Source organism: Pseudoalteromonas sp. SR43-3, from assembly GCF_014163875.1.
In the GTDB taxonomy this organism is placed as follows: Bacteria; Pseudomonadota; Gammaproteobacteria; order Enterobacterales; family Alteromonadaceae; genus Pseudoalteromonas; species Pseudoalteromonas distincta.
Genome location: NZ_JACJEC010000005.1, coordinates 275,998 through 297,331 on the forward strand (window position 1 = coordinate 275,998; position 21,334 = coordinate 297,331).

Genomic DNA, 21,334 nt, shown 5'->3' on the forward strand with positions numbered 1-21,334 from the left:
CTAAAAGTGCCATCGGCTTGTACTTCAGTGGTGATTATTTGTGGGTTACCAGCGTCATCAGTTACTGTAATAGTAACAACCGTGCCCTCCGGCTCACCCGTCGCGGTGCCTGAAATAGTTGGTGTTGTATCGTTACTATCCGCCAGTGCATCAATCGTAATATTTGGTGCGGTATTATCAATAGTTCCCTGTGCAGAAGCTTCACTTTGGTTACCTGCTTCATCACTAACGATGGCATTAACACTAAAGTCACCTTCAACTAACTCATTAGTATCGGCTGTCCAGCTACCATCAGCTAGCGTTTGTGTTGTAATTGTTTGTGTATTACCACCAGCATCTGTAACGATTAACGTAACAGTTGTTCCGGCTGGTACATTTTGTACAGAACCTGAAATTGTTGGAGTAGTATCGTCGCTATCTGGGATTGTATTAATTGCTATAATTGGAGCTGATAAATCAATTGTTCCACTAACAGTATCGCTTGCTTCATTACCCGCAGCGTCTGTTACTGTTGCTGTAATTGTAAAATCGCCTTCAGCAACCGCTTGAGTTGCACCTACTTGCCAAGTTCCATCTTCTGACACAACCGCCGTCAATGTTTGAGACTCACCATTTGCATCAGTAACTAAAACACTAACAAGGCTACCCGGTGCTACATCACTCGTTGTTCCGCTAAATGTAGGCGTTGTGTCGTTTGAATCAGCAAAATCATTTATTGCAACTAAAGGAGGGGTGGTATCAACTGAGCCTAATTGTGAATCTTGAGCTGCGTTACCCGCATTATCCGATACATTAGCTGTTACTGTAAAATCCCCCTCACTTAAAGCAGTTGGAATCTCAATACTCCAAGTACCATCAGCACTTATAGTAGTCACTAACTGTTGCTCTGCTCCTAGACTATCGGTAACAATTAAAGTTACTTCACTGCCCGATGCTAATCCTTGGGTAGAGCCTGTAAGCGTAGGTGTTGTATCGTTTGTATCTGCGATATTGTTAATAGTCACACTTGGTGCGGTTAAATCAACCGTACCTGTAACAGTTGCCGTACTGCTATTGCCTGCAGTGTCGCTAACACTCGCTGTTACTGTGAAATCTCCTTCACTGAGATCTGCAATAATATCCGCTGTATATGTACCATCTGTATTTGTAGTTGTTGTAAGTGTTTGTTCATTACCTTCACTGTCAGTTATTACTAATGTAACTTCGGTCCCTGCAGGTACATCAATTACATTACCGCTTACAGATGGGGTTACATCATTCGTATCCTCAATAGGATTAATCGTGATTGCAGGATCTGTTAAATCAATTTCTCCAGTTTCACTTGCAGAAGCTGTATTACCCGCAGCATCAGTTACAGTTGCAACCACACTAAACTGGCCTTCAACTAATTCATTACTTGCCTCAACTGACCAGCTTCCGTCAGCACCAGTAACTACTTGCACGGTTTCTGCTACGCCATCGCTTCCTGTAAATGTAACGGTTACTACCGCACCAGGATCTACGTCTTGGGTAGAGCCGCTAACTGTTGGTGTTGTATCGTTAGTATCAATAATAAAATTAATACTTACAGTTAAATCAACATTACCTACTGCACTTGCTTGCGCCTCATTGCCCGAGTCATCTATAACCGCTGCAACTACAGTAAAGTCGCCCTCAGGCAGAGGGGTTGTTACTTGTGCAGACCACGAACCATCTTCTTGCGTCACTGCTAGTAATGTAAATGTGCTGCCATCGCTTGCAGTAATAGTTAAAGTAATGGTTGTACCAGCAGGCACATTACCGGTGTTACCACTTAAAAATGGAGTGGTATCGTTAGTATTAGCAATTGCATCGATTTGAATTGAGATAGGAGCAAACGTTATTTCACCGTTTGTTTGAGCAGATGCCTCATTACCCGCAGCATCGGTTACTGACGCAGTTGCGGTAAATTCACCACCTGGCAAGATTTCACTAGCATCAACACTCCATGTGCCATCTTCATTTAATAAAGTAGTTAAAGTTTGTACGTTACCGTTAATATCGGTTACTAATACTGTAATAACAGAGCCCGCAGGAGCGTCTTCCACCCTACCTACAAATGTTGGTGTAGTATCGTTAGTATCAGCAATTGCAGTAACGGTAATATCAGGGTTTGTTAAATCAACAACACCTTGGTTATTTGCTTGGGCTTGATTACCTGCAGCATCACTTACACTTGCATCAACCTCAAACTGCCCTTCAGCCAATGGCGTAGTTACGTCGATAGACCAATCCCCATCAGCGTTAGTTTGGGTTAATAATGTTTGAGTTTGACCATCAAAATCGGTAATAACCACACTAATAATAGAGCCTGCAGGTACATCTTGCGCGTTACCTGTAATCGTTGGCGTGGTGTCTTGAGTGTCGTTAATATTATTAATTTGTACCGAAGGCGCCGTTAAATCAATTACTCCTGAATCACTTGCTAATGCTAAGTTTCCTACACTGTCGCTTACTTGTGCATCAACAGTAAAATCACCTTCAGGTAAAGGAGTCCCTACTTCTACACTCCAGCTTCCATCGGCTTGGGTAACTGCAGTTAATGTTTGTATTTGTCCTGCACTATCTGTAACAGTAATTGTTACTTGAGTGCCCTCAGGAACACCATTTGTTGTTCCAACAAGTGGTGGTGTTGAGTTATTTGTTTCATCAGTTACATTTACGGTGATTACCGGAGCAGTTAAATCTACATTCGCTAAAGCTTGGTCTATAGCTTGATTTCCAGCTGCATCAATCGCAACAGCGCTTACGTTAAACTCCCCTTCAGATAAAGGTGAGGTGGTAGTAATTACCCAATTTCCTTGAGCATCAACCTGAGTAACTATTGTTTGTACCGTACCTGCACTATCCGTTAACGTGACTGATACATTATCCCCAGTATTCAAACCAGATACTGTCCCTGTCACTGTCACTGTTTGCGAAGCAGAATCGGCAACAGGATCAATAGCAATAAGTGGAGGTGTTGTATCAACCTCAATTGAAATAGTGTCGTTTATAGGATTACCAACAGGATCCGTCGCTTCAACAACAACCGTTACAGGGCCATCAGCAATTGGTGTTGGTAGGGTTATTTCAAAGGTACCATCAGGGCCAATTACAACACTAACTACTTGAGAGTTTCCATCAACATCAGTTACCGTTACATTAACCGTTTCGCCGATTAAGTTTTCGCTCGTACCGGTGATTGTGGGTTGTGATGAGTTAGTAATACCTAGCTCATTAAGTGAAATAGATGCAGTAGTTGAATCAGGCACAATACCGTCAGAGGTATCTCTTAAATTAAAAGCTTCAGTAGCGCCTTGCTCAAAAGATGAATCAAAAGTAACACTACTAGGATCAACACTTTCAGAAATTCGGGTTAGCTGTACAAACGAACTGCCTCCATCTGCACCCGCAGCGTTACCCCCACCAGCGGCTGTTGCCTCTAAATTATCTAGAATGTCCCCATCACCTTCTAACGCATCTAAAAAATCTGTTACATCAGAATTAGCCGCTGTTGATGGGTCTTGCTCTGCCCCTAAATCTAAGCTTGCAATTGCTTCATCTAAACTTTCATCAAAAACAGTTGTTTCGCTAGAATCTCTGGCTTCTTTCGCTAATAAGTCTGGTGTTATTTTTACCTTTTGATTTGCGGGTATAGATAAGGTTTCACCTTGCACATCAATTTGTAAAGACGATTTAATAGCAGTAACAACTAAATCACCCACGGTGATAATGTCACCAACATTTAATGCTCTTATTGACCCATCATCCAGCACCACACCTGCCGAACCTTGAATATCAATAACTACCAGTTGATTTGCTTCCATTTTGGTACCCTCAAACTTTTTAAAATAACAATCTAATAAGTTAAAGGTAGGACAAAAAAGCCACATAGATACTGTACTCAAGTACAGGTTTAAAAGAAAAATTCAAAAATAAAAAATCAACAAGAAAGTGGTAGAAAATTTTTTTTATGCTAACCAAAACGATTACTTGCAAAAATAGTATTCCTTTACTAAATACTTAAGGGAGTATTTACGGTCTTAACAGGATCTAAGAGGAAGAAATGATTACAAAAAACACTTTTAAGAAACATCAAGAGACTATGTTAATCGGACTAACGATTACAGCCGCAACTCTACTAAACTATGTGCATGCAAATGAACAATCAGCAATGCCACTTACCTATGTCTCAAGTAAAGCGATTGAAAACAATCCTGAAGTACAAGAAGCATGGCATGCTTTTAAATCTTCGATTTATGGAGTAGATGCTGCCCGCTCAGGTTATTTACCAAGTGTTGATGTATCAGCAAGCGCGGGCTATGAAAGAAGAAATTACGGTGTTGAAGAAGAATATAACCGTAATACAGCCGAGTTAAGTGTTACTCAAATGCTTTACGACGGTTTTAGGACCTCGAATACGGTTGATCGCTTTAAACGCATTCAACTCATTAGGTACTTTGAGCTTATTTCTCAAACAGAACAAACAGCACTTGAAGCCTCAATAGCCCTGCTCGACGTACAAAAATTCAAAGAGTTAGTACAACTTGCAGAAGCAAATTTACAAGAGCACGAGTCTGTATATCAACAAATAGAACAAAGTGTAGGAGCTGGTGTAGCGCGCGCTGCCGATCTAGAACAAATTAGTGGGCGCTTATCTTTAGCACAATCTAACGTATTAACGGAGTACTCAAATTTACATGATGTAAGCGCTCGCTACTTAAGGGTTGTAGGAGAGCTTCCTATGAACGATATAAAGCAAGCTGACCTTGATGAAAAAAATATACCAATTTCAGTTAATCAAGCGCTAGACGTCGCTTACAAAAATAGCCCTTCATTTTACGCCTCTTTGTATAATATTGAAGCACAAAAAGCGAACGCAAAAGCACAAAAAGCAGCGTTTCATCCTAACGTAGATTTATCTGCCCGCTACGGTAGCCAAGATAGAGATGAACTTGGTCAAAATGAAACCAGAACAGAAGCGCGAGTCGGCATCGATATTAGCTATAATTTATATAATGGTGGTCTTGATAATGCTAATTTAGAACAAGCCTATCAGGATATAAACATTGCAAAATATCAACGCGATCAGTCTTGTATTGATATTCGTCAGAGTCTGCAAATTGCTTATTACAACGTCACTATATTAGAGCAAAAGTTACCGGCGCTTGATCAACACCGCGAATCATCAACTAAAGTTAAAATTGCATATAAGGATCAATTCGATATAGGCCAACGAACTCTACTAGACGTACTTGATGCCGAAAACGAGTCATTTCAATCAACACGTTCATACATAGTGGCGCTTTACGACCGTCAATCAGCTATTTTAACTATGCTAAAAGAAATGGGGAAATTACTGCCAGCACTTAACGTGATGTCAGATAAATACCCTACATTAAAAGAGCTAACTGACGACCCTATTGTTCATAACGCACAAAATATCTGTCCGAGTTACGATGTAGCAACCACCTTTAGCCGCAAGGCATTTCTTCAAAAAAAAGCTAAGCAAGATAATGCATACATGAGTGTAACGGCTATGCCAAGGTACTTAGATATACCGCTGGAAACCAACACGACAGCAGATAGCTTTACCGATGATGATGGTGACGGCGTACCAAATGAGCAAGACACTTGCCCAAGCACACCTTTGAGTACAAATGTAGATTTATCTGGTTGCACAATTTATAGCGCATCAACCTCAAATATAGAAATTGGTATTCCTTTTTCTGCTGACTCAAGCGATGTAAGGTCTCAATATATTCAAGAAATTAGTCGGCTTGCAGATTTTTTAAAAGAGAACCCAACTAAACAGGTTGAAATACAAGGTCATGCCTCTTTAGATGGAGACCGTAAATATAACCGTAAACTATCAGAAAAACGTGCGTTTGCCGTAGCTGAAATTCTGATTAAGCAATTCGATGTAGAACCTAAACGTGTTAAATCGTTCGGGTATGGCATCGATCAACCACGTGTAAACGAAATATCAGTAAGAGCAAATGCTGCGAATCGACGTATCGAAGCTGTAATTACTGATATCTAAGTCAATTAACGTTATGTAAATAACCTAAACTCGACTTGAAATATTTTAGTTAAATTTATTTCTCGAGTTTAGGTTTAGTAGTAACAACCGCATGCAGTTCTACATAACATTGGATGGTGTATGGAATTAAACGATGTACTTGATCATGGTGGCATCCTCGTTGACTGCCTAGCAGTTTTATGTCGTCATCATGGTAAAGAGTTTTCAAGAGAAGCACTATTAAATGGACTTCCTCTAACTGATGGAAATCTTACTCCATCAGGTTTTTCGCGCGCAGCAAAGCGCATCGGCTTTAAATCAAAAGTAGTTAATAAGCCATTACAAAAAATTAATACAGCACTGCTACCTGCCATCTTAATTTTAAAAGATAACCAAGCCTGTGTTATTAATTCTATTGATTACGATAAACAGTTGGTGAGTGTAATTTACCCAGAACTTACAGAATCAGTTATCGAACAAAGCATTGATGAGTTAGCTGCTAACAGTGTAGGTTTAGTTATTTATGCTCAACCAGAGTTTGCATTTGATGAGCGAACACCTGTACTTGAAAAACTATCAAAAGACGGATGGTTTTGGGGAGTAATTAAAGAATGCCGCTCACTTTATAAGGACGTAATTATTTCGGCTGTTGCTTTGGGCTTTTTGTCGGTTGCTATGCCTTTATTTGTAATGAACGTATATGACCGCGTAGTGCCCAACCACGCAACAGAAACCTTATGGGTACTTGCCATTGGCATTTTAATAGCACTCACTGCTGACTTTGTTTTGCGCTTAGTAAGAGGCTACTTTGTAGAGCTTGCTGCCAGTAGAATAGATGTCAAAGTATCGGCTGTAATAATGGAGCGGGTATTAGGTATGAAACTAAAAAACCGCCCATCATCCGCAGGCTCCTTTGCTAGCAACATTCAATCATTTGAAGCTGTACGTAACTTTTTTAGCTCCATAACACTTGTCGCATTAGTCGACTTACCATTCGTAGTTTTGTATTTAATTGTTATTGCCATTATTGGCGTACCTCTAAGTTTACCTATTATCGCGGGCGCACTTATATTATTAGCTTACGCTATAGCCGCACACCGCAAACTTGAGGCTCTTTCAGAACAAACAATGAAAGCAAGCTCAATGCGAAATGCTGTATTAGTCGAAAGCTTAACCAATATTGAAGATGTAAAGAGCTTTCACTCAGAGTGTAAAACACAGTCTGTATGGGAAAAGTCGACCATTTACATTGCACAAGTAAACGCACATAGCCGACTCGTTTCTAGCTCTATATCAAATACAGCATCATGGATACAGCAATGCGTAGGCGTAATAATAATGATAATAGGCGTACACCTCGTTATTGAAGGTGAGCTAACTCAAGGCGGGTTAATTGCAGCTTACCTATTATCGTCTCGTGCTATGGGCCCAATCGGGCAGTCGGCCGCTGTTTTAGCACAATATCATCATGCCGCAATAGCAATGCAATCACTGAACGAGATTATGGAAAAAGAGGTCGAGCGTCCACCTGGTAAGCATTGGTTAAGCCACCCTATTTTAAAGGGCGATATAGAATTTAAAGATGTATGTTTTAAATACTCTGACGAATCTCATAATGCGCTCAACGGCGTTAGTTTTAAAATTAAAGCCGGTGAAAAAGTCGCCATTTTAGGACGTAATGGCTCAGGTAAAAGTACATTAGAAAAGCTTATTTTAGGACTATACGAACCCTGTTCAGGATCAATTTTGATAGACAATAATGATATACATCAAATTGACCCAGCTGAGCTTCGTCATAATATTGGCTACCTACCACAAACCGTTGCCCTGTTTTATGGAACCTTGAAAGACAACCTCACCATGAGTGCTTGGCATGCCAAAGACGAGCAAATTATTGAAGCCTGTGAGCGAAGCCAATTATTTGATTTAATTAATTCGCACCCAGACGGATTTGATTTACAAGTAGGCGAGCAAGGTCGTCAATTATCAGGTGGCCAGCGCCAAGCTGTAGGTATGGCAAGAGCCATAATTAACGACCCTCCAATACTATTACTAGATGAGCCAACCTCATCGCTAGATCATAATAGTGAAAGTAAAATTATTAACAATTTAAAGGGTTATTCTAAAGATAAAACCTTAATCGTGGTGACTCACCGCTCATCATTACTTGAGCTTGTTGACCGAATTATAGTTTTAGATAACGGAAAAGTAGTTGCTGATGGACCAAAACAAAAAGTAATTGCAGCGTTAAATAATAAGACAGTGGAGCAAGCCTCATGAGTGACAATAAAAAACCACTTGAACAGCGCTCCTTTGAATCTGTTAGCAGAGCAATAGAAGCAAGAAAACAAGGCAAGCCATCAGTAATTAATAAACTATTTAAAGGATGGATTTCTCCGCCTAACAGCCAAGACTGGGTAGTAGATGCTCAGTGGGAAAAAATGCAACAGGAGCCAGCAAGCGCTAGGTTATTGCTCTATTTAATTTGTTTAACGTTTATATGCCTTATTGTGTGGTCTGGTTTTGCTAATTTAGATGAAGTTGCTCGTGGTGAAGGGCGTGTTATTCCCTCCAATAAATTACAACTTATTCAATCTTATGATGGTGGTATGGTCGAAAAAATAAATGTAAAAGAGGGGCAAATAGTAAATGAGGGTGATGTACTCATTAAAATAGACCCTACCCGCTTTATTTCTAGCTTTAGAGAAAACCAATCCAAAGTTGAGTCGTTAAGCGCAAAAGTAGCGAGGCTCAGAGCACTCACTCAAAAAAAGGAGCTCGTATTTAGCGAGTCTGTTATTAAAAATGCGCCTAGAGTTGTGCAACATGAGCGTTCTCTTTATTTGAGTAACAGCCAAGAATTAGAGCAACAAGTAAGTATTCACAAACGCCAACTAGAGCAGCGACACCAAGATTATATTGAAGCCAAAGCGGCACTTGAACAGCATACGAGTGCGCTGCGCTTAACAAACAGAGAGCTCTCTGTTACTCGCCCATTGTTACGCACGGGCGCTATCTCAGATATAGATATTATTCGTTTAGAGCGCCAAATAGTTGATCTAAACGGCGAGATAAACAGAACCAAGGCAGTGATAAATAGGAGCCTCTCGGCCATTAACGAAGCTAAAAATAAAGTAACCGAAGTTGAACTCGTTATGATTAACCGTTGGAACAATGAACTATCCGAAGCGCTACTTAGACTAGATTCAATTAAAGAAACTGAATCTGGCTTGGCCGATAAAGTAACTCAAACTGAAATACGTTCTCCTGTTAAAGGCACTGTACAGCGATTATTAGTTAATACTGTTGGCGGTATTTTACAGCCCGGTAGCGATGTTATGGAAATTGTCCCGCTTGACGATCAACTTGTAGTAGAGGCAAAAATTCCGCCTAAAGACATTGCATTTTTACGGCCTGGGCAATCTGCGATGATAAAATTTAGTGCCTACGACTTTGCCGTATATGGAGGCCTTGAGGCAGAGGTTTTACATATTAGCGCCGATACCATTACAGATGACCGTGAGAATACCTTTTATTTGGTGCAACTAAAAACCACCAAAAATAACTTTTCAAAAGAGCTGACTATTATTCCAGGTATGACCACTCAAGTGGATATTATTACCGGTAAAAAAACCGTACTTGAGTATCTTTTAAAACCAGTTCTTAGAGCTACATCGCAAGCAATGACAGAGCGTTAAGCATTTAATAAATGGAGAAATAATGCGCCAAAGTATTTTTATTACACAGCCTGAATTTGAATCGAAGCACTGGCGAGCAGCGTTTCCTGATTGTTTAATATGCACAAAAGAACCAAACAGAGTAACGGCATCAAGTATTATTTGGGTTTTAGCCGGTACACCGAACTGGCTTGAGCTCGTTAAAAAATATTCGCAACAACGTTTACTCGTTATTGTTATGACCAACGAACTTGAAATAAATCAACTTAGGAGTGCGCTTGAAGCAGGAGCTAAAGGATACGTAGAAGCACTCGCCACCAAAGTAATTATTGAACAAGTACTTGAGACAATTTGTTCTGGCGGAATATGGTTACCAGGACAATTACTATCTAATTTAGTGGGAGCTTTATCAAATACACCATTTAAATATGCGAGGACGTGCGAGCTTGATTTACTCACCAAAAGAGAACGCCAAGTAGTTGATATTGTTGTAACTGGTGCTACTAATAAACAGGCTGCAGAGTCTTTAAATATTACAGAGCGTACGATTAAAGAGCATATGGGTTCTATATTTAATAAGCTAAAAGTACGCGACCGCATCCAATTAATGTTAGTTGTAAAAGGGCATTAACCGCACGGTTAATGCCCTTTTACTCTTTAATAACCCCATCAAAGCCTAAGTTAATAAGTGTATCGAGGTCATCTTGACTGGTAACACCTTGTGCGACCACTTTAATACCAATAGAGTGCGCTAACGTACAAACCCCTCGCAGGAATGTTTGGTTATCTTGGCTGTAACTAATATTATGCCCATAAACACTATCAATCTTAATCATTTCAAGCCCAAACTCCTGAATTTTTTCAATTTTAGTAAATTCAGGACCTACACGTTTTAACGCCACCTTAGCGCCCATACACCTTACATCTTCACAAAAGCCTTTAAATATTTTAATTTCGCTGACGGCAATACTTTCTCGTATATCAAAGCAAATTTTAGAGGCTAAATCAGGAAATGCCGATAGATAGGTAAGAATTGAAGCAAGCGCAGCATCATCAAGTAATGTTTGGGCAGATAACTCAACCGAAATCAGCTCACTTGGTGGCTCAATACTATACTGAGCAACCAACGCCTTAATTAATCCCCAATCTAAACGCGCTAATAACTTTAAGCGATTAGCCCATTGGTAATAATAACTTGCCCGATATATTTGCCCGCCAAGCTCTAGGCTCAGTCCTAATTGATTTTGCATCAACTGCCCCGTAAAACTCGTTACTGGGTATGTGTTAATTTCTAGCGCTTTGTTATCTAGAGCTTCTTCTATTGCATTTTGCCAACTCGTTGCATCATCAAATAACTCGCTTTTTTGTTTATTATCACTTACTTTTGCTTGAACACCTGGTTTATTATCGGCTGATTTTAAAAGTTCATCGGCTCGTTTTAATACATCAAACCGCGTGTCATTCTTTTGTATGTAAGTGCAACTATGCGGTATAGCTAATTCAATATTTTTATACTCTTCAATAAAAGATTCATGAAGCCTAACTACTTTTTTACTCAATACCTCAATATCATCAGTATCACTAAACAGTACAGTAAAGTCATTATGCGATATTCGGGCTATGTAGTTTTCTGAAAAGTGTGCTTCATTTGATTCTAAAAACTCGATTAAAACCTGCGAAAAACGACGTAAGAAATTAACCATTTCTACACGGCTAATTTGTTCGCTCATTTTATCTAGGTTTACAACCCGAAATAAAAACAAGGCGCCATGGGCATGATCTTTCGATTTTTGTAAGTGGGCCTCAAGCGTTGCACCAAAGTATTCTCTATTTGCTAAACCAGTTAGCTCATCGTGTTGCGATTTAAATCTAAGCTCTTCTAAACGTTTATTATCTTCTTTAATAATACGGCTAAAACGAGTAGATAATTGGTTCATTGATTGCACTAAACGGGCAAACTCAAAAGTGCGAGGAACGCTCGATTTAATAAAACGTTTTTCACCAAATGCATTAGCCTGATACACAACATCATCTAGTGGTTTTAATATCCTACTTAAAAAGTAAGCACTAACTATACAAGCAAAAAAAGCAACAATTAAAAAACTGAAAAATAGTTTAAGCGCACTTTCCCATAAGGCTTGCTCAGCATATTGACTATGGCTTTCTATAAACAAAGTTCCAAATTGCTGCCAACCATTATTTACTTGCCCAACCCCTGGTTGAACATTTAACCCATACATTGCCCTAAACCACTTAGGAGCCGTCGCTTTAAGCTCATCGGTAAATGTGCGTTTAACAATCACCTCACCATTCGGGTTTTGTAGCTCTATTCGCTTATAGTGACCGGTATCAAATGTGGCTGAAACTAATAATTCAAGCTCAACGGGGTCTTTGTCTAATTGACTGATCATCAACGCAAGTGAGCTGGCGTTATCTACATTTTTTAAGTACAGCTGGGTCGAAAAATAATTTTTAGCCGAATTAGTACTAATTAAAACACTACTTATAAAGCCCACAAAAATAACAATTAATAATGCAATCCATAGCTCTTGCCTGAGTGTTATTTTTCGTTTTTTAAGATACTTAGATAAGGAAAATGATGCCATTACCACATAACTCCTTCTTTGGTTGTCTGCTCCAAAATTTTACGCCAGCGTGAAAGTCTTGCTGTTGGGCTGGCTACACTTTTGGTTGAATTATTAGCCCATAAACCTTGGCTGTTAAAGCTAAAAACAGGGCTTAAATCTACACGTTTTGCAGCAGGTAAAACCTTTGTTATTAAACTGTCTAAAATAAGTGGCTGAGCGTTTGGTGTAGCAAAATAACCTAACACCATATGCGCTTGCGTTTTGTTAGTGCCCGCAATTTTTGCTTTTACATAAATAAGGCGTAACTTGTCGTCGCTCACACCTAACGCTCTTAAGCTGATATATTTTGCTATTGCGTAATCTTCACAATCACCGAGGCCTCTGCCTAATGTTTCTAAAGGGGTTGCCCAATAATCGTTTTGTTTCCATAGCAAAGTATCTGTCTGGTAGCGTAAATTACGCGCAAAAAAATCATTAACAATAAGAATTTGTTGTTGCTCTGGCTTGTTTTGAGTTTGCACCAACATGCTTTGCCAGTTGCGTGCAACCGCCGCTCGCGCAGGTCCATATTTTTGACCCATAAGCTCTATAAAGGTATTAAATTGAATAGTTAGTCGGCTTGCAAGCACACCACTGGAGAGTACAAAAAACAGCAATAGGTAGCGCAAATTGGCTTTGCACCATATAAATAATTGAGGATTTAAATGACTTGGCTTAATCGCCATTTACAGAGCCACTGTTAATATAAGTGGCAATAAAATACATCTGTTGAGCACTACGCAATCTGCTTAAAATTAATCCTAACAACAGCATAGCACTCAATATAAGAGGATGAGATATTTTGAATAACTTTTTTAGTAGTACGTTACTTTTTTAACTTCGCGTGGTTTTACTTCACCTATGTATAAATCGTGCACACGCTTCATATTAAGCTCAAGCTCGGTCACGTAAGTATCATCTACTGCGTAAGTTTTAATTATTTGTGCACCTTTAATAAGCCCCTGCACTTTACTTTCTAAGTAATCGTCTTGAGCAATTGAGCCTTCCACCGTTGTTCCTGCGGTAATTTTTTGCCCATAGACTTGCTCAGTAAGCTCGCGGTAAGCTTCAAGCTTAGAAGCCTTAATGGCCATAAGTTGCTTTTGCGACAAGTTAGCGCCTTTTTGTAAGCTAATAGGTGCATACCCTATCGCTTTTAAAACTGGGTAATTATTTGGCTCTACATATTTATATTCAACATGCTTATCAAAAACGCTGCTACAACCACCTAAGGTTAAACACCCAAGTGTAATAAGTAATGAAATCGCTCGCATAGCATCTAGCCCTTGTATAGTAATTAGCAGTACATATGCACGTTTAATGCCATTTATAGTATTACCAAATAACATTGGTACAGTCCTTGCTCTACCTAGTTAATAGCTAACGTTTAATTGGAGTAAAAGTATGAAGTCGTTTTTATCATTGGCATTTGCAGGGTTAAGTGCAACGGCATTATTAACGTTCTCCCCTTTTACTAAAGCGCAGTGGTATGAATCAACTGGCCATGCGAACGTTCAAAATGGTGATACGAGCGCTGCCAAATCTGCCGCTATAAAAGATGCGATTACACAAGCGTTAGTGTTCTCTGGCGCACGGGTTAGCTCGGTGCAAACCTTGGTAGATGGCGTGTTAATGCAAGATCAGCTAAAAATTAGCAGCCACGGCGAAATTCAAAAAATTGAACTGGTCAGCGAAAATAAATACGACAATAAATTTGCTATTACATTACGACTCGATATTTTTTCTCAAACAGAGCAATGCCCACAAAATAGCTTTAATAAGTTTGTGGCCGTTACACAAAGCCAACTTGTTCATCGTGAACACGCTAAAATGGGTCAAATATTTGACGTAAGTAAAGCGATTAGCAAAAACATTTTTACCTCACTGCAAAAATCAAAAATGAGCGCAGTACCTATTGCTTACTATAATAATGCAATAAGCGTTGATAAATACTTTTCGCAGCAGCACGACTATTCAAACGCTCAATTAGAAGAAATATCTTCGCGCAGTAACGCTCAATATGTATTGCTTAGCCAAATAACCAGCCTTTCGACTAGCGACAAACTCAATAACGATTATGCATTTTGGCAAGACGAGGCGTATGAGCGCAGTTACAACATTGAATTTGTATTATTTGATGGCACTACCTATGAGCAACTTTGGCAAAATAGTTACCATACTCAAGCAATTTGGCCATTTGAAAAAACAACCATAGTTGACGTCAATAGTGATAGGTTTTGGCAATCGCCTTATGGGCAAAGCATAACCGATATCAACCAAGCAGTAAGTTATGACATTCAAGCAGCCATGGCGTGTTTGCCAACTCAAGGCAAAATAATGCACATGGAAAATAGCAAAATCGTTATTAATTTAGGTAAAGCTCATGGGTTAAAAAAAGGCCAGATGCTAAGCATTGCGCACCATAACTATTTAACCGACGCAGCGGGTAATGTTATGCCACACACCATCACCACGCTTAATAAAATTCGCGTTGAGCAGCTTTATCAGCAAACTGCAGTAGCTGTCAGTATTGATGACAAACCACTACCTGGCGTGCAAATTAACGATGTAGTAGAAATAATCAGCCAAGATCTTTAGTTAATTTAGCTTTTAAATTAGGGTGAGCCGATAACCACTCGCCCAATTGTTCTACACCAGATAAATGCGGATAATGCTTTCTGCATGCAAACACCACGTTACGCTGCTGATTAGGGAATATAGGCAAGTAATCAATCCCTACACGGTCGGTACATGCCAGTTTTGGTACAAATGTAATACCGTCATCCATGGCCACTAACGCTAATAATGTTTCTAAACTATTACCTTTATACTGGTTAGATACATCGACTCCCGCAGAAAAACAAAACTTTTGGGCTTGATCTTTAAAGCAATGACCATCACTTAACATTAGTAGGCTGCACCCTTGAAGGTCGCTCAACGCCACTTTTTTATGCTTAGAAAGCGCGTTATCTTGTGATACCGCCACTAAAAAATCTTCTTTGTATAAAGCAACAGTATGGTAATTAATAAGCTCTGGCACATCGGCTAAAATAGCAAAGTCGAGTTCGCCATTATTTAAAGCTTCTAAAATTGTTGCTGTTTGCATCTCAATAAACGAAAACTGACTATCAATAAATGCCGCTTTCATTGATGTTAATAACGCAGGCAACAAGTAAGGCGCAATGGTAGGAATAATACCAATAGTTAATTTACCTTGTAGAGGCTCGTTAGAAGTAGCAGCAAGTTCTTTGAGTATTTGCGTTTGTTCTAAAATAATCTCTATTTGCGTCAACAAACGTTCACCTTTTGCTGTTAACGTAACTTGTTTAGTTGAGCGGTCAAATAAAGTAACGCCAAGCTCATGTTCGAGTTTTTTTACTTGGCCACTTAATGTAGGCTGACTTACAAAACATGCATTGGCAGCTTTGCGAAAGTGCTTGTATTGCGCTATTGCTTTTACATATTCAAAATCTTTTAAGTTCATATTCAGCTCCACATGATAGTTTATAACTATCAGTTTAATACAAACAAACGATTGGAACTATATTTAATTGTTCGCCATAATGGCTATCAACAAATCAAGAGGAATAAAAAACTATGTTAAACAATATCGAAGGTCAAACAGTCCCAAGTGTTACATTTGCAACTCGTCAAAATAACGAATGGAAATCAGTAACAACAGATGAAATTTTTAAAGGTAAAACGGTTGTAGTGTTTTCACTACCTGGTGCATTCACACCAACATGTTCATCAACTCACTTACCACGTTACAACGAATTAGCAGGCGTACTTAAGCAAAACGGCGTTGACGAAATTGTATGTTTATCAGTAAACGATACCTTTGTAATGAACGCATGGGCTGAGCATCAAGAAGCGCAAAACATTACTTTATTACCAGACGGCAACGGCGAATTTACTGACGGCATGGGCATGTTAGTAGACAAAAACGACCTAGGCTTTGGTAAGCGCAGCTGGAGATACTCTATGCTTGTTAAAGATGGCGTGGTTGACAAAATGTTCATCGAACCAGATTTACCAGGTGACCCGTTTGAAGTATCTGACGCAGACACAATGCTTGATTACATCAACCCTAAGCAAGCTAAACCAGAACCTGTAAGCATCTTTACTAAACCTGGCTGTCCTTTTTGTAAAAAAGCAAAAGAGCTTCTTGCAGAAAAAGGCTTCGCATATGAAGAGATTGTTATGGGTGCAGGCGCATCACTAACAAGTCTAAAAGCTGTATCTGGTCGTGACACTGTTCCACAAATATTCATTGGTGGTAAGCACATCGGTGGTTCAGACGACTTAGAAAAATACTTTGCTTAATTAAGTAAAAAATAGCAGGGGCGTACGCGCCCCTCTATATCAATCTCATCGCTTAGATTGAAAATAATAAAGGATACCACTATGAAAGAATTGCAAACCGATGTTGTTGTTATAGGCGCTGGCACTGCTGGTTTAAGTGCTTATCGTAATGCTAAACAGTTCACACAAAATGTATTAATGATCGAATCAGGCCCATACGGTACCACATGTGCACGTGTTGGTTGTATGCCAAGCAAGTTATTGATTGCAGCCGCCGAAGCCGCACACGCAATTGAAATGGCACCTGCATTTGGTGTTCATAGCTCAAAGCCTGTCATTGATGGCAAAGCAGTTATGGCACGCGTTAAAAGTGAACGAGATCGTTTTGCAGGATTCGTAGTAGAAGCCGTAGATGAATTACCAGAGGGTGATAAAATTCGTGGTTACGCTAAATTTTTAGACGCAAACCGCGTACAAATAGACGACCATACAATTATTACAGCAAAACGCTTTGTAATTGCCACCGGTTCACGCCCTTCATACCCTGGCGTATTTAATAACTTTGGTGACAAACTTATTATAAACGACGACGTATTTGATTGGGATGACCTACCAGAATCAGTCGCTGTATTTGGCCCTGGTGTAATAGGTCTTGAAATTGGCCAAGCACTTAGCCGACTAGGCGTAAATGTAAAACTATTTGGTGTAGGCGGCGCAATTGGCCCACTTACAGATCCAGTAGTAAAAGACTACGCAAATACTGTTTTTGCTGAAGAATTTTTTGTAGATACCGACTCAAACGTATCTGACATGATGCAAGTTGGCGGCAAAGCACAGCTAACTTACACCGACAAACAAGGTGAAAAACACACCGAACAGTTTGACTACGTACTTGCAGCCACAGGCCGAGTACCTAACGTAGATAAACTAGGCCTTGAAAACACAGGCATTGAACTTGATGAACGCGGCGTACCGCACGCAGACACACATACAATGCAGTGTGGTGAGTCAAACATATTTATAGCAGGCGATGCGAGTAACATGCTCCCATTGTTACACGAAGCATCAGACCAAGGTGCTATTGCAGGTCAAAATGCAGGGCGCTTCCCAGACGTACGAATAGGTCTGCGTAGAGCAAAAATTGCAGCCGTATTTAGCGACCCACAAATAGCAATGGTCGGCGAAAGCTACAAGCAAATTACCGACCGTTTAGGCCCATGCGGTTGTTTTGAAGTAGGCGAAGTCAGCTTTGAAAACCAAGGCCGAAGCAGAGTAATGCTTAAAAACAAAGGTCATATGCGTGTATATGCAGAGCAAGGTACAGGCTTATTTTTAGGTGCAGAATTTATTGGCCCACAAGCCGAGCACATCGCTCACTTGCTAGCATGGGCTGTACAAAACAAAATGACCGTACCAGAAATGCTTGACATGCCATTTTACCACCCAGTAATTGAAGAAGGGTTACGCACCGCTCTTCGCGACTTAAACGCCAAACTTAAATTTGGCCCAGACATTGTAAATTCATGTATGGAATGTGGCCCAGGCGCATAGCCTATTTACCACACATACAAACTTGCTAAGCAAAAGCCAAAACATCTGTTTTGGCTTTTTTATGTATTTTTTTAAGCTGACCTCTCAAAAAAATTTAGTTGTTACACTTAATTGTTAATCGAATCAAAAAAGATAAAAACATCACCTAGTTCTAGCGCAATTTTCTTAACGTTAGATAGACTCTCTATATAAGCAGATTTGTATTATTTAATAAAGTTATCTCTGAGTAACGACACTACTTCGTTAGTACGACCATTTAGTACTGCTTTAAGGCCAAATAAAGCCGTAGAGGCTACCTGCCCGGCTTCTATTTTAGGCGGCATGACTAACTCCATTCTATTTACTTTTACTTCTAATAAAGCCGGTCCTTTTGCATCTAGCCATGCGCGCATCGTTGAAGGCAGTTCATCAGGGTCTGATACTTGCCAACTGTGCAAGCCAATTTGCTGTGCTAATAGAGCAAAATTAGGGTTCGAGAGACCTGTGTAACTATCAAGTAAGCCTTCTACCCTTTGCTCCATTTCTACAAAGCCGAGTGAGTCATTGTTAAAAATTAAAATTTTAACTGCTATTTTCTCTTGCACTAAGGTAAGTAAATCTCCCAATAACATGGTGATCCCGCCATCGCCACACATTGCTATTACTTGCCTATCAGGATATGCATTTGCAATTCCTAATGCCTGAGGATACGCATTTGCCATAGTACCATGCAATAAACTGGCTAAAAAACGGCGCTCTCCTGTAGCCTTTAAATGCCTTAATAACCAAACCATTGGACTTCCTCCATCGGCGGTAAAAATAGCATTATCAGTGGCCTGTTCACTGAGTAGCTGCGCCAGGTACTGCGGGTGAATAAGGTCAGAGTCGCGTTTTGCCTTTTTATTGTAGCCCTGAGTGTCTTTTTTCCACTGCTCAAGCGATTCATTCAAATGTCTATTATCTGATTTTTGTTCAAGTAGTGGGGTTAACGCAGCTAAAGTATCTTTAACATCACCCACTAAACCAAGTTCGATAGGCGAACGGCGCCCTAAATGGTTAGCCTCTTTATTGATTTGCACAATACGGGCTTTTTCAGGATAAAATTGGGTATAGGCAAAGTCAGAACCTAAGCAAATTAACAAATCGCAATCGCTCATTGCTTGCACTCCTGCAAGATTTCCTAAAATCCCTGTCATACCAATGTTAAAAGGGTTATTAGGCTCTACAAATTCTTTTGCTCGCGAACTATGAGCTATCGGAGCGTTTAACTTTTTTGCCAAAGTAATAAGTTGATCATGCGCCTTTCGGGCGCCAATACCTGCGTAAATGGTAATGCGCTTTGCATCGAGAATCATACCAGCAAGCTTTTTGAGTTCGTCGTCACTTGGACGAATAACCGGTTGAGGCTGGTGAACCGACCAAGGCAAATCATCATCTATTTTCTCCTTAAATACATCGCCATTAACTACAACCACCGCCACCCCCTTGTGTGCCAATGCCGCTTGAGCTGCCTGGGTTACGATACGCCGAGCTTGATCTGGGTGGCTAATACGCTTACAAAATACAGAGCACTGCTCGTAAATTTTGGTTTGGTCCAACTCTTGTGGAAAATCCATTCCTTCCTCCGCCCTATCAATGTTGGAGGCTATTAAAACAACAGGGGCACCATTACGGTGGCTTTCAAAAATACCATTTACAAAATGTAAGCTGCCAGGTCCACACGTTCCAGCACAAACAGCAAGCTGCTCTGTCATATAAGCTTCTGCACCGGCGGCAAAGCCACCTACTTCTTCATGACGTACATTGACCCACTTTAAATCGGTGTGCCTAATCGCATCAGTAAAATGATTTATTGTGTCGCCAACAATACCATAACAACGTTTTGCTCCCGCTTGTACGAGAGTGTCTGCTATAACGTGTGAAACTGTTGTACTCATTAGTAATGTCCTCTTTTATGTGCTAATAACGTTGTTCCCATTGCATCGGTTAAATTTTTAATTGGCTTAAATGTATCTTTAGAAGCAGCTTCCCACCAATCGCAATACGCTGTATCGCCAGGGGTATCAAGCAAACTGTTAGGAGGTAAAAATGGATGGACTTCCATAATTGACTTAGATTGTGCTGCATCTATGCGCGTTATAATTTGATGGGGATCTAACTCACTAGGATGAACGCCACCGCAGGAGCCCACAATTTCACCTAATGCAGCTAACGTTTTAGAATGAAACAGCGCTGCTCTTTGTGATTGTATTTCTATATCTAACGAGCGTTGGCGCTGTGGATCTTGGGTGGTGATCCCCGTAGGGCACGTCCCTTTGTCACAACGCTTAGCTTGCACACAGCCAATGGAAAACATAAACGCACGCGCGGCATTACACCAATCAGCGCCTAAAGCAATATGCTTAGCCATGCCCATACCATTATAAATTTTACCACTGGCACCGAGCTTTATATGCTTCCTTAACCCCGTACCCACTAACATATTTTGCATCATTACTAAACCATCCTCTAAAGGCATACCAACCCAATCCGACAATTCATTAGGTGCAGCGCCCGTACCGCCTTCTGCGCCATCGACCACAATAAAATCAGGGTAAATTTCAGTGCTAAGCATAGCTTTACCCAACGCCATAACCTCGTGGGGCATACCAACGCACAGCTTTAACCCTACTGGCTTACCGCCAGAAAGCTCACGCATATGTTGTGCAAATTCAAGTAATTCAACGGGTGTTGAAAAAGCAGAGTGCCCAGCGGGCGACAAACAATCTTCATGAGCGGGAACTTTACGGGTGCGGGCTATTTCTTCAGTTACCTTAGAGCCTGGTAACAAGCCACCATGGCCTGGTTTAGCACCTTGACTGAGTTTTATTTCAGTCATTTTTACTTGTTCACTTTGTGCAGTATCAGCAAACTGCTTTGGATCAAAATTGCCGTGCTCGTCGCGACAACCAAAGTAGCCAGTGCCTAACTCCCATACAATGTCGCCACCATGCTTTTTATGATACTCACTAAGCCCTCCTTCCCCGGTATCATGATAAAAGTCACCTATTTTAGCTGTCTCTTATACACAAATCCCTGCTAAGAAATTAGCGGGGATTTTTTTGAACTAAATCTCAATGTCATGATCAGATCTTCAAATCTTGTTTGAGGGCACATTATGATTAACGAACATA

Annotated in this window: 14 protein-coding genes; 7 read left to right on the forward strand and 7 right to left on the reverse strand. The window is 40.2% G+C overall.

All coding sequences use genetic code 11. The annotated features are described in order from the left end of the window. A partial coding sequence (locus H5088_RS09295) for a retention module-containing protein (protein WP_182752728.1) occupies positions 1-3,827 on the reverse strand: 3,827 nt, incomplete at its 3' end. A 239-nt stretch (positions 3,828-4,066) separates the two neighbouring features. On the opposite strand from H5088_RS09295, the gene H5088_RS09300 reads away from it, so the two are divergent. From H5088_RS09300 to H5088_RS09315, 4 genes are all read left to right on the forward strand, one after another. Beyond that, a complete protein-coding gene (locus H5088_RS09300; protein ID WP_182752729.1) occupies positions 4,067-6,043 on the forward strand; it encodes a TolC family outer membrane protein in 1,977 nt (658 codons plus the stop codon). Between the two features lie 120 nt (positions 6,044-6,163). After that, a complete protein-coding gene (locus tag H5088_RS09305; protein WP_182752730.1) occupies positions 6,164-8,302 on the forward strand; it encodes a type I secretion system permease/ATPase in 2,139 nt (712 codons plus the stop codon). Further along, a complete protein-coding gene (locus tag H5088_RS09310) occupies positions 8,299-9,720 on the forward strand; it encodes an HlyD family type I secretion periplasmic adaptor subunit (protein WP_182752731.1) in 1,422 nt (473 codons plus the stop codon). The genes H5088_RS09305 and H5088_RS09310 overlap by 4 nt, the downstream gene beginning before the upstream one ends. A gap of 22 nt (positions 9,721-9,742) precedes the next feature. Beyond that, the gene (locus H5088_RS09315) at positions 9,743-10,330 is read left to right on the forward strand and encodes a response regulator transcription factor (RefSeq protein ID WP_182752732.1); all 588 of its coding nucleotides are present in this window, start codon (positions 9,743-9,745) and stop codon (positions 10,328-10,330) included. A gap of 19 nt (positions 10,331-10,349) precedes the next feature. On the opposite strand, the gene H5088_RS09320 is transcribed toward H5088_RS09315, so the two are convergent. From H5088_RS09320 to H5088_RS09330, 3 genes are all read right to left on the reverse strand, one after another. Beyond that, complete coding sequence (locus H5088_RS09320) at positions 10,350-12,305, reverse strand: LapD/MoxY N-terminal periplasmic domain-containing protein (protein WP_182752733.1); 1,956 nt, start codon at positions 12,303-12,305, stop codon at positions 10,350-10,352. Continuing rightward, positions 12,305-13,012 (reverse strand): transglutaminase-like cysteine peptidase, encoded by a 708-nt coding sequence (locus H5088_RS09325; protein ID WP_182752734.1) that lies wholly within the window; start codon positions 13,010-13,012, stop codon positions 12,305-12,307. Before H5088_RS09325 ends, H5088_RS09320 begins: the two co-directional genes overlap by 1 nt. 129 nt (positions 13,013-13,141) lie before the next feature. After that, entirely contained in the window at positions 13,142-13,600 is a 459-nt protein-coding gene (locus H5088_RS09330) for an LPP20 family lipoprotein (RefSeq protein ID WP_024593173.1), read from the reverse strand. 130 nt (positions 13,601-13,730) lie between these two features. Here H5088_RS09330 and H5088_RS09335 point away from each other — a divergent pair, with 130 nt between their 5' ends. Beyond that, positions 13,731-14,924 carry a flagellar assembly protein FlgT gene (locus H5088_RS09335; RefSeq protein WP_182752735.1) on the forward strand — a complete coding sequence of 398 codons (1,194 nt, stop codon included), beginning with the start codon at positions 13,731-13,733 and terminating at the stop codon, positions 14,922-14,924. Here H5088_RS09335 and H5088_RS09340 read toward each other — a convergent pair. Beyond that, complete coding sequence (locus tag H5088_RS09340; protein ID WP_182752736.1) at positions 14,908-15,810, reverse strand: LysR substrate-binding domain-containing protein; 903 nt, start codon at positions 15,808-15,810, stop codon at positions 14,908-14,910. The genes H5088_RS09335 and H5088_RS09340 overlap by 17 nt on opposite strands. A 113-nt stretch (positions 15,811-15,923) precedes the next feature. Here H5088_RS09340 and H5088_RS09345 point away from each other — a divergent pair, with 113 nt between their 5' ends. Together H5088_RS09345 and H5088_RS09350 are read left to right on the forward strand one after the other, a co-directional pair. Then, on the forward strand, positions 15,924-16,652 hold the full coding sequence (locus H5088_RS09345) for a glutathione peroxidase (protein ID WP_182692706.1): 729 nt from the start codon (positions 15,924-15,926) through the stop codon (positions 16,650-16,652). Between the two features lie 81 nt (positions 16,653-16,733). Next, on the forward strand, positions 16,734-18,182 hold the full coding sequence (locus H5088_RS09350) for a dihydrolipoyl dehydrogenase (protein ID WP_182752737.1): 1,449 nt from the start codon (positions 16,734-16,736) through the stop codon (positions 18,180-18,182). Between the two features lie 203 nt (positions 18,183-18,385). On the opposite strand, the gene H5088_RS09355 is transcribed toward H5088_RS09350, so the two are convergent. Both H5088_RS09355 and H5088_RS09360 read right to left on the reverse strand, forming a co-directional pair. Next, positions 18,386-20,098, reverse strand: coding sequence for a thiamine pyrophosphate-dependent enzyme (locus tag H5088_RS09355; RefSeq protein WP_182752738.1), 1,713 nt, complete (start codon positions 20,096-20,098; stop codon positions 18,386-18,388). Beyond that, complete coding sequence (locus H5088_RS09360) at positions 20,098-21,210, reverse strand: FMN-binding glutamate synthase family protein (RefSeq protein WP_182752741.1); 1,113 nt, start codon at positions 21,208-21,210, stop codon at positions 20,098-20,100. Before H5088_RS09360 ends, H5088_RS09355 begins: the two co-directional genes overlap by 1 nt. Positions 21,211-21,334 lie beyond the last annotated feature (124 nt).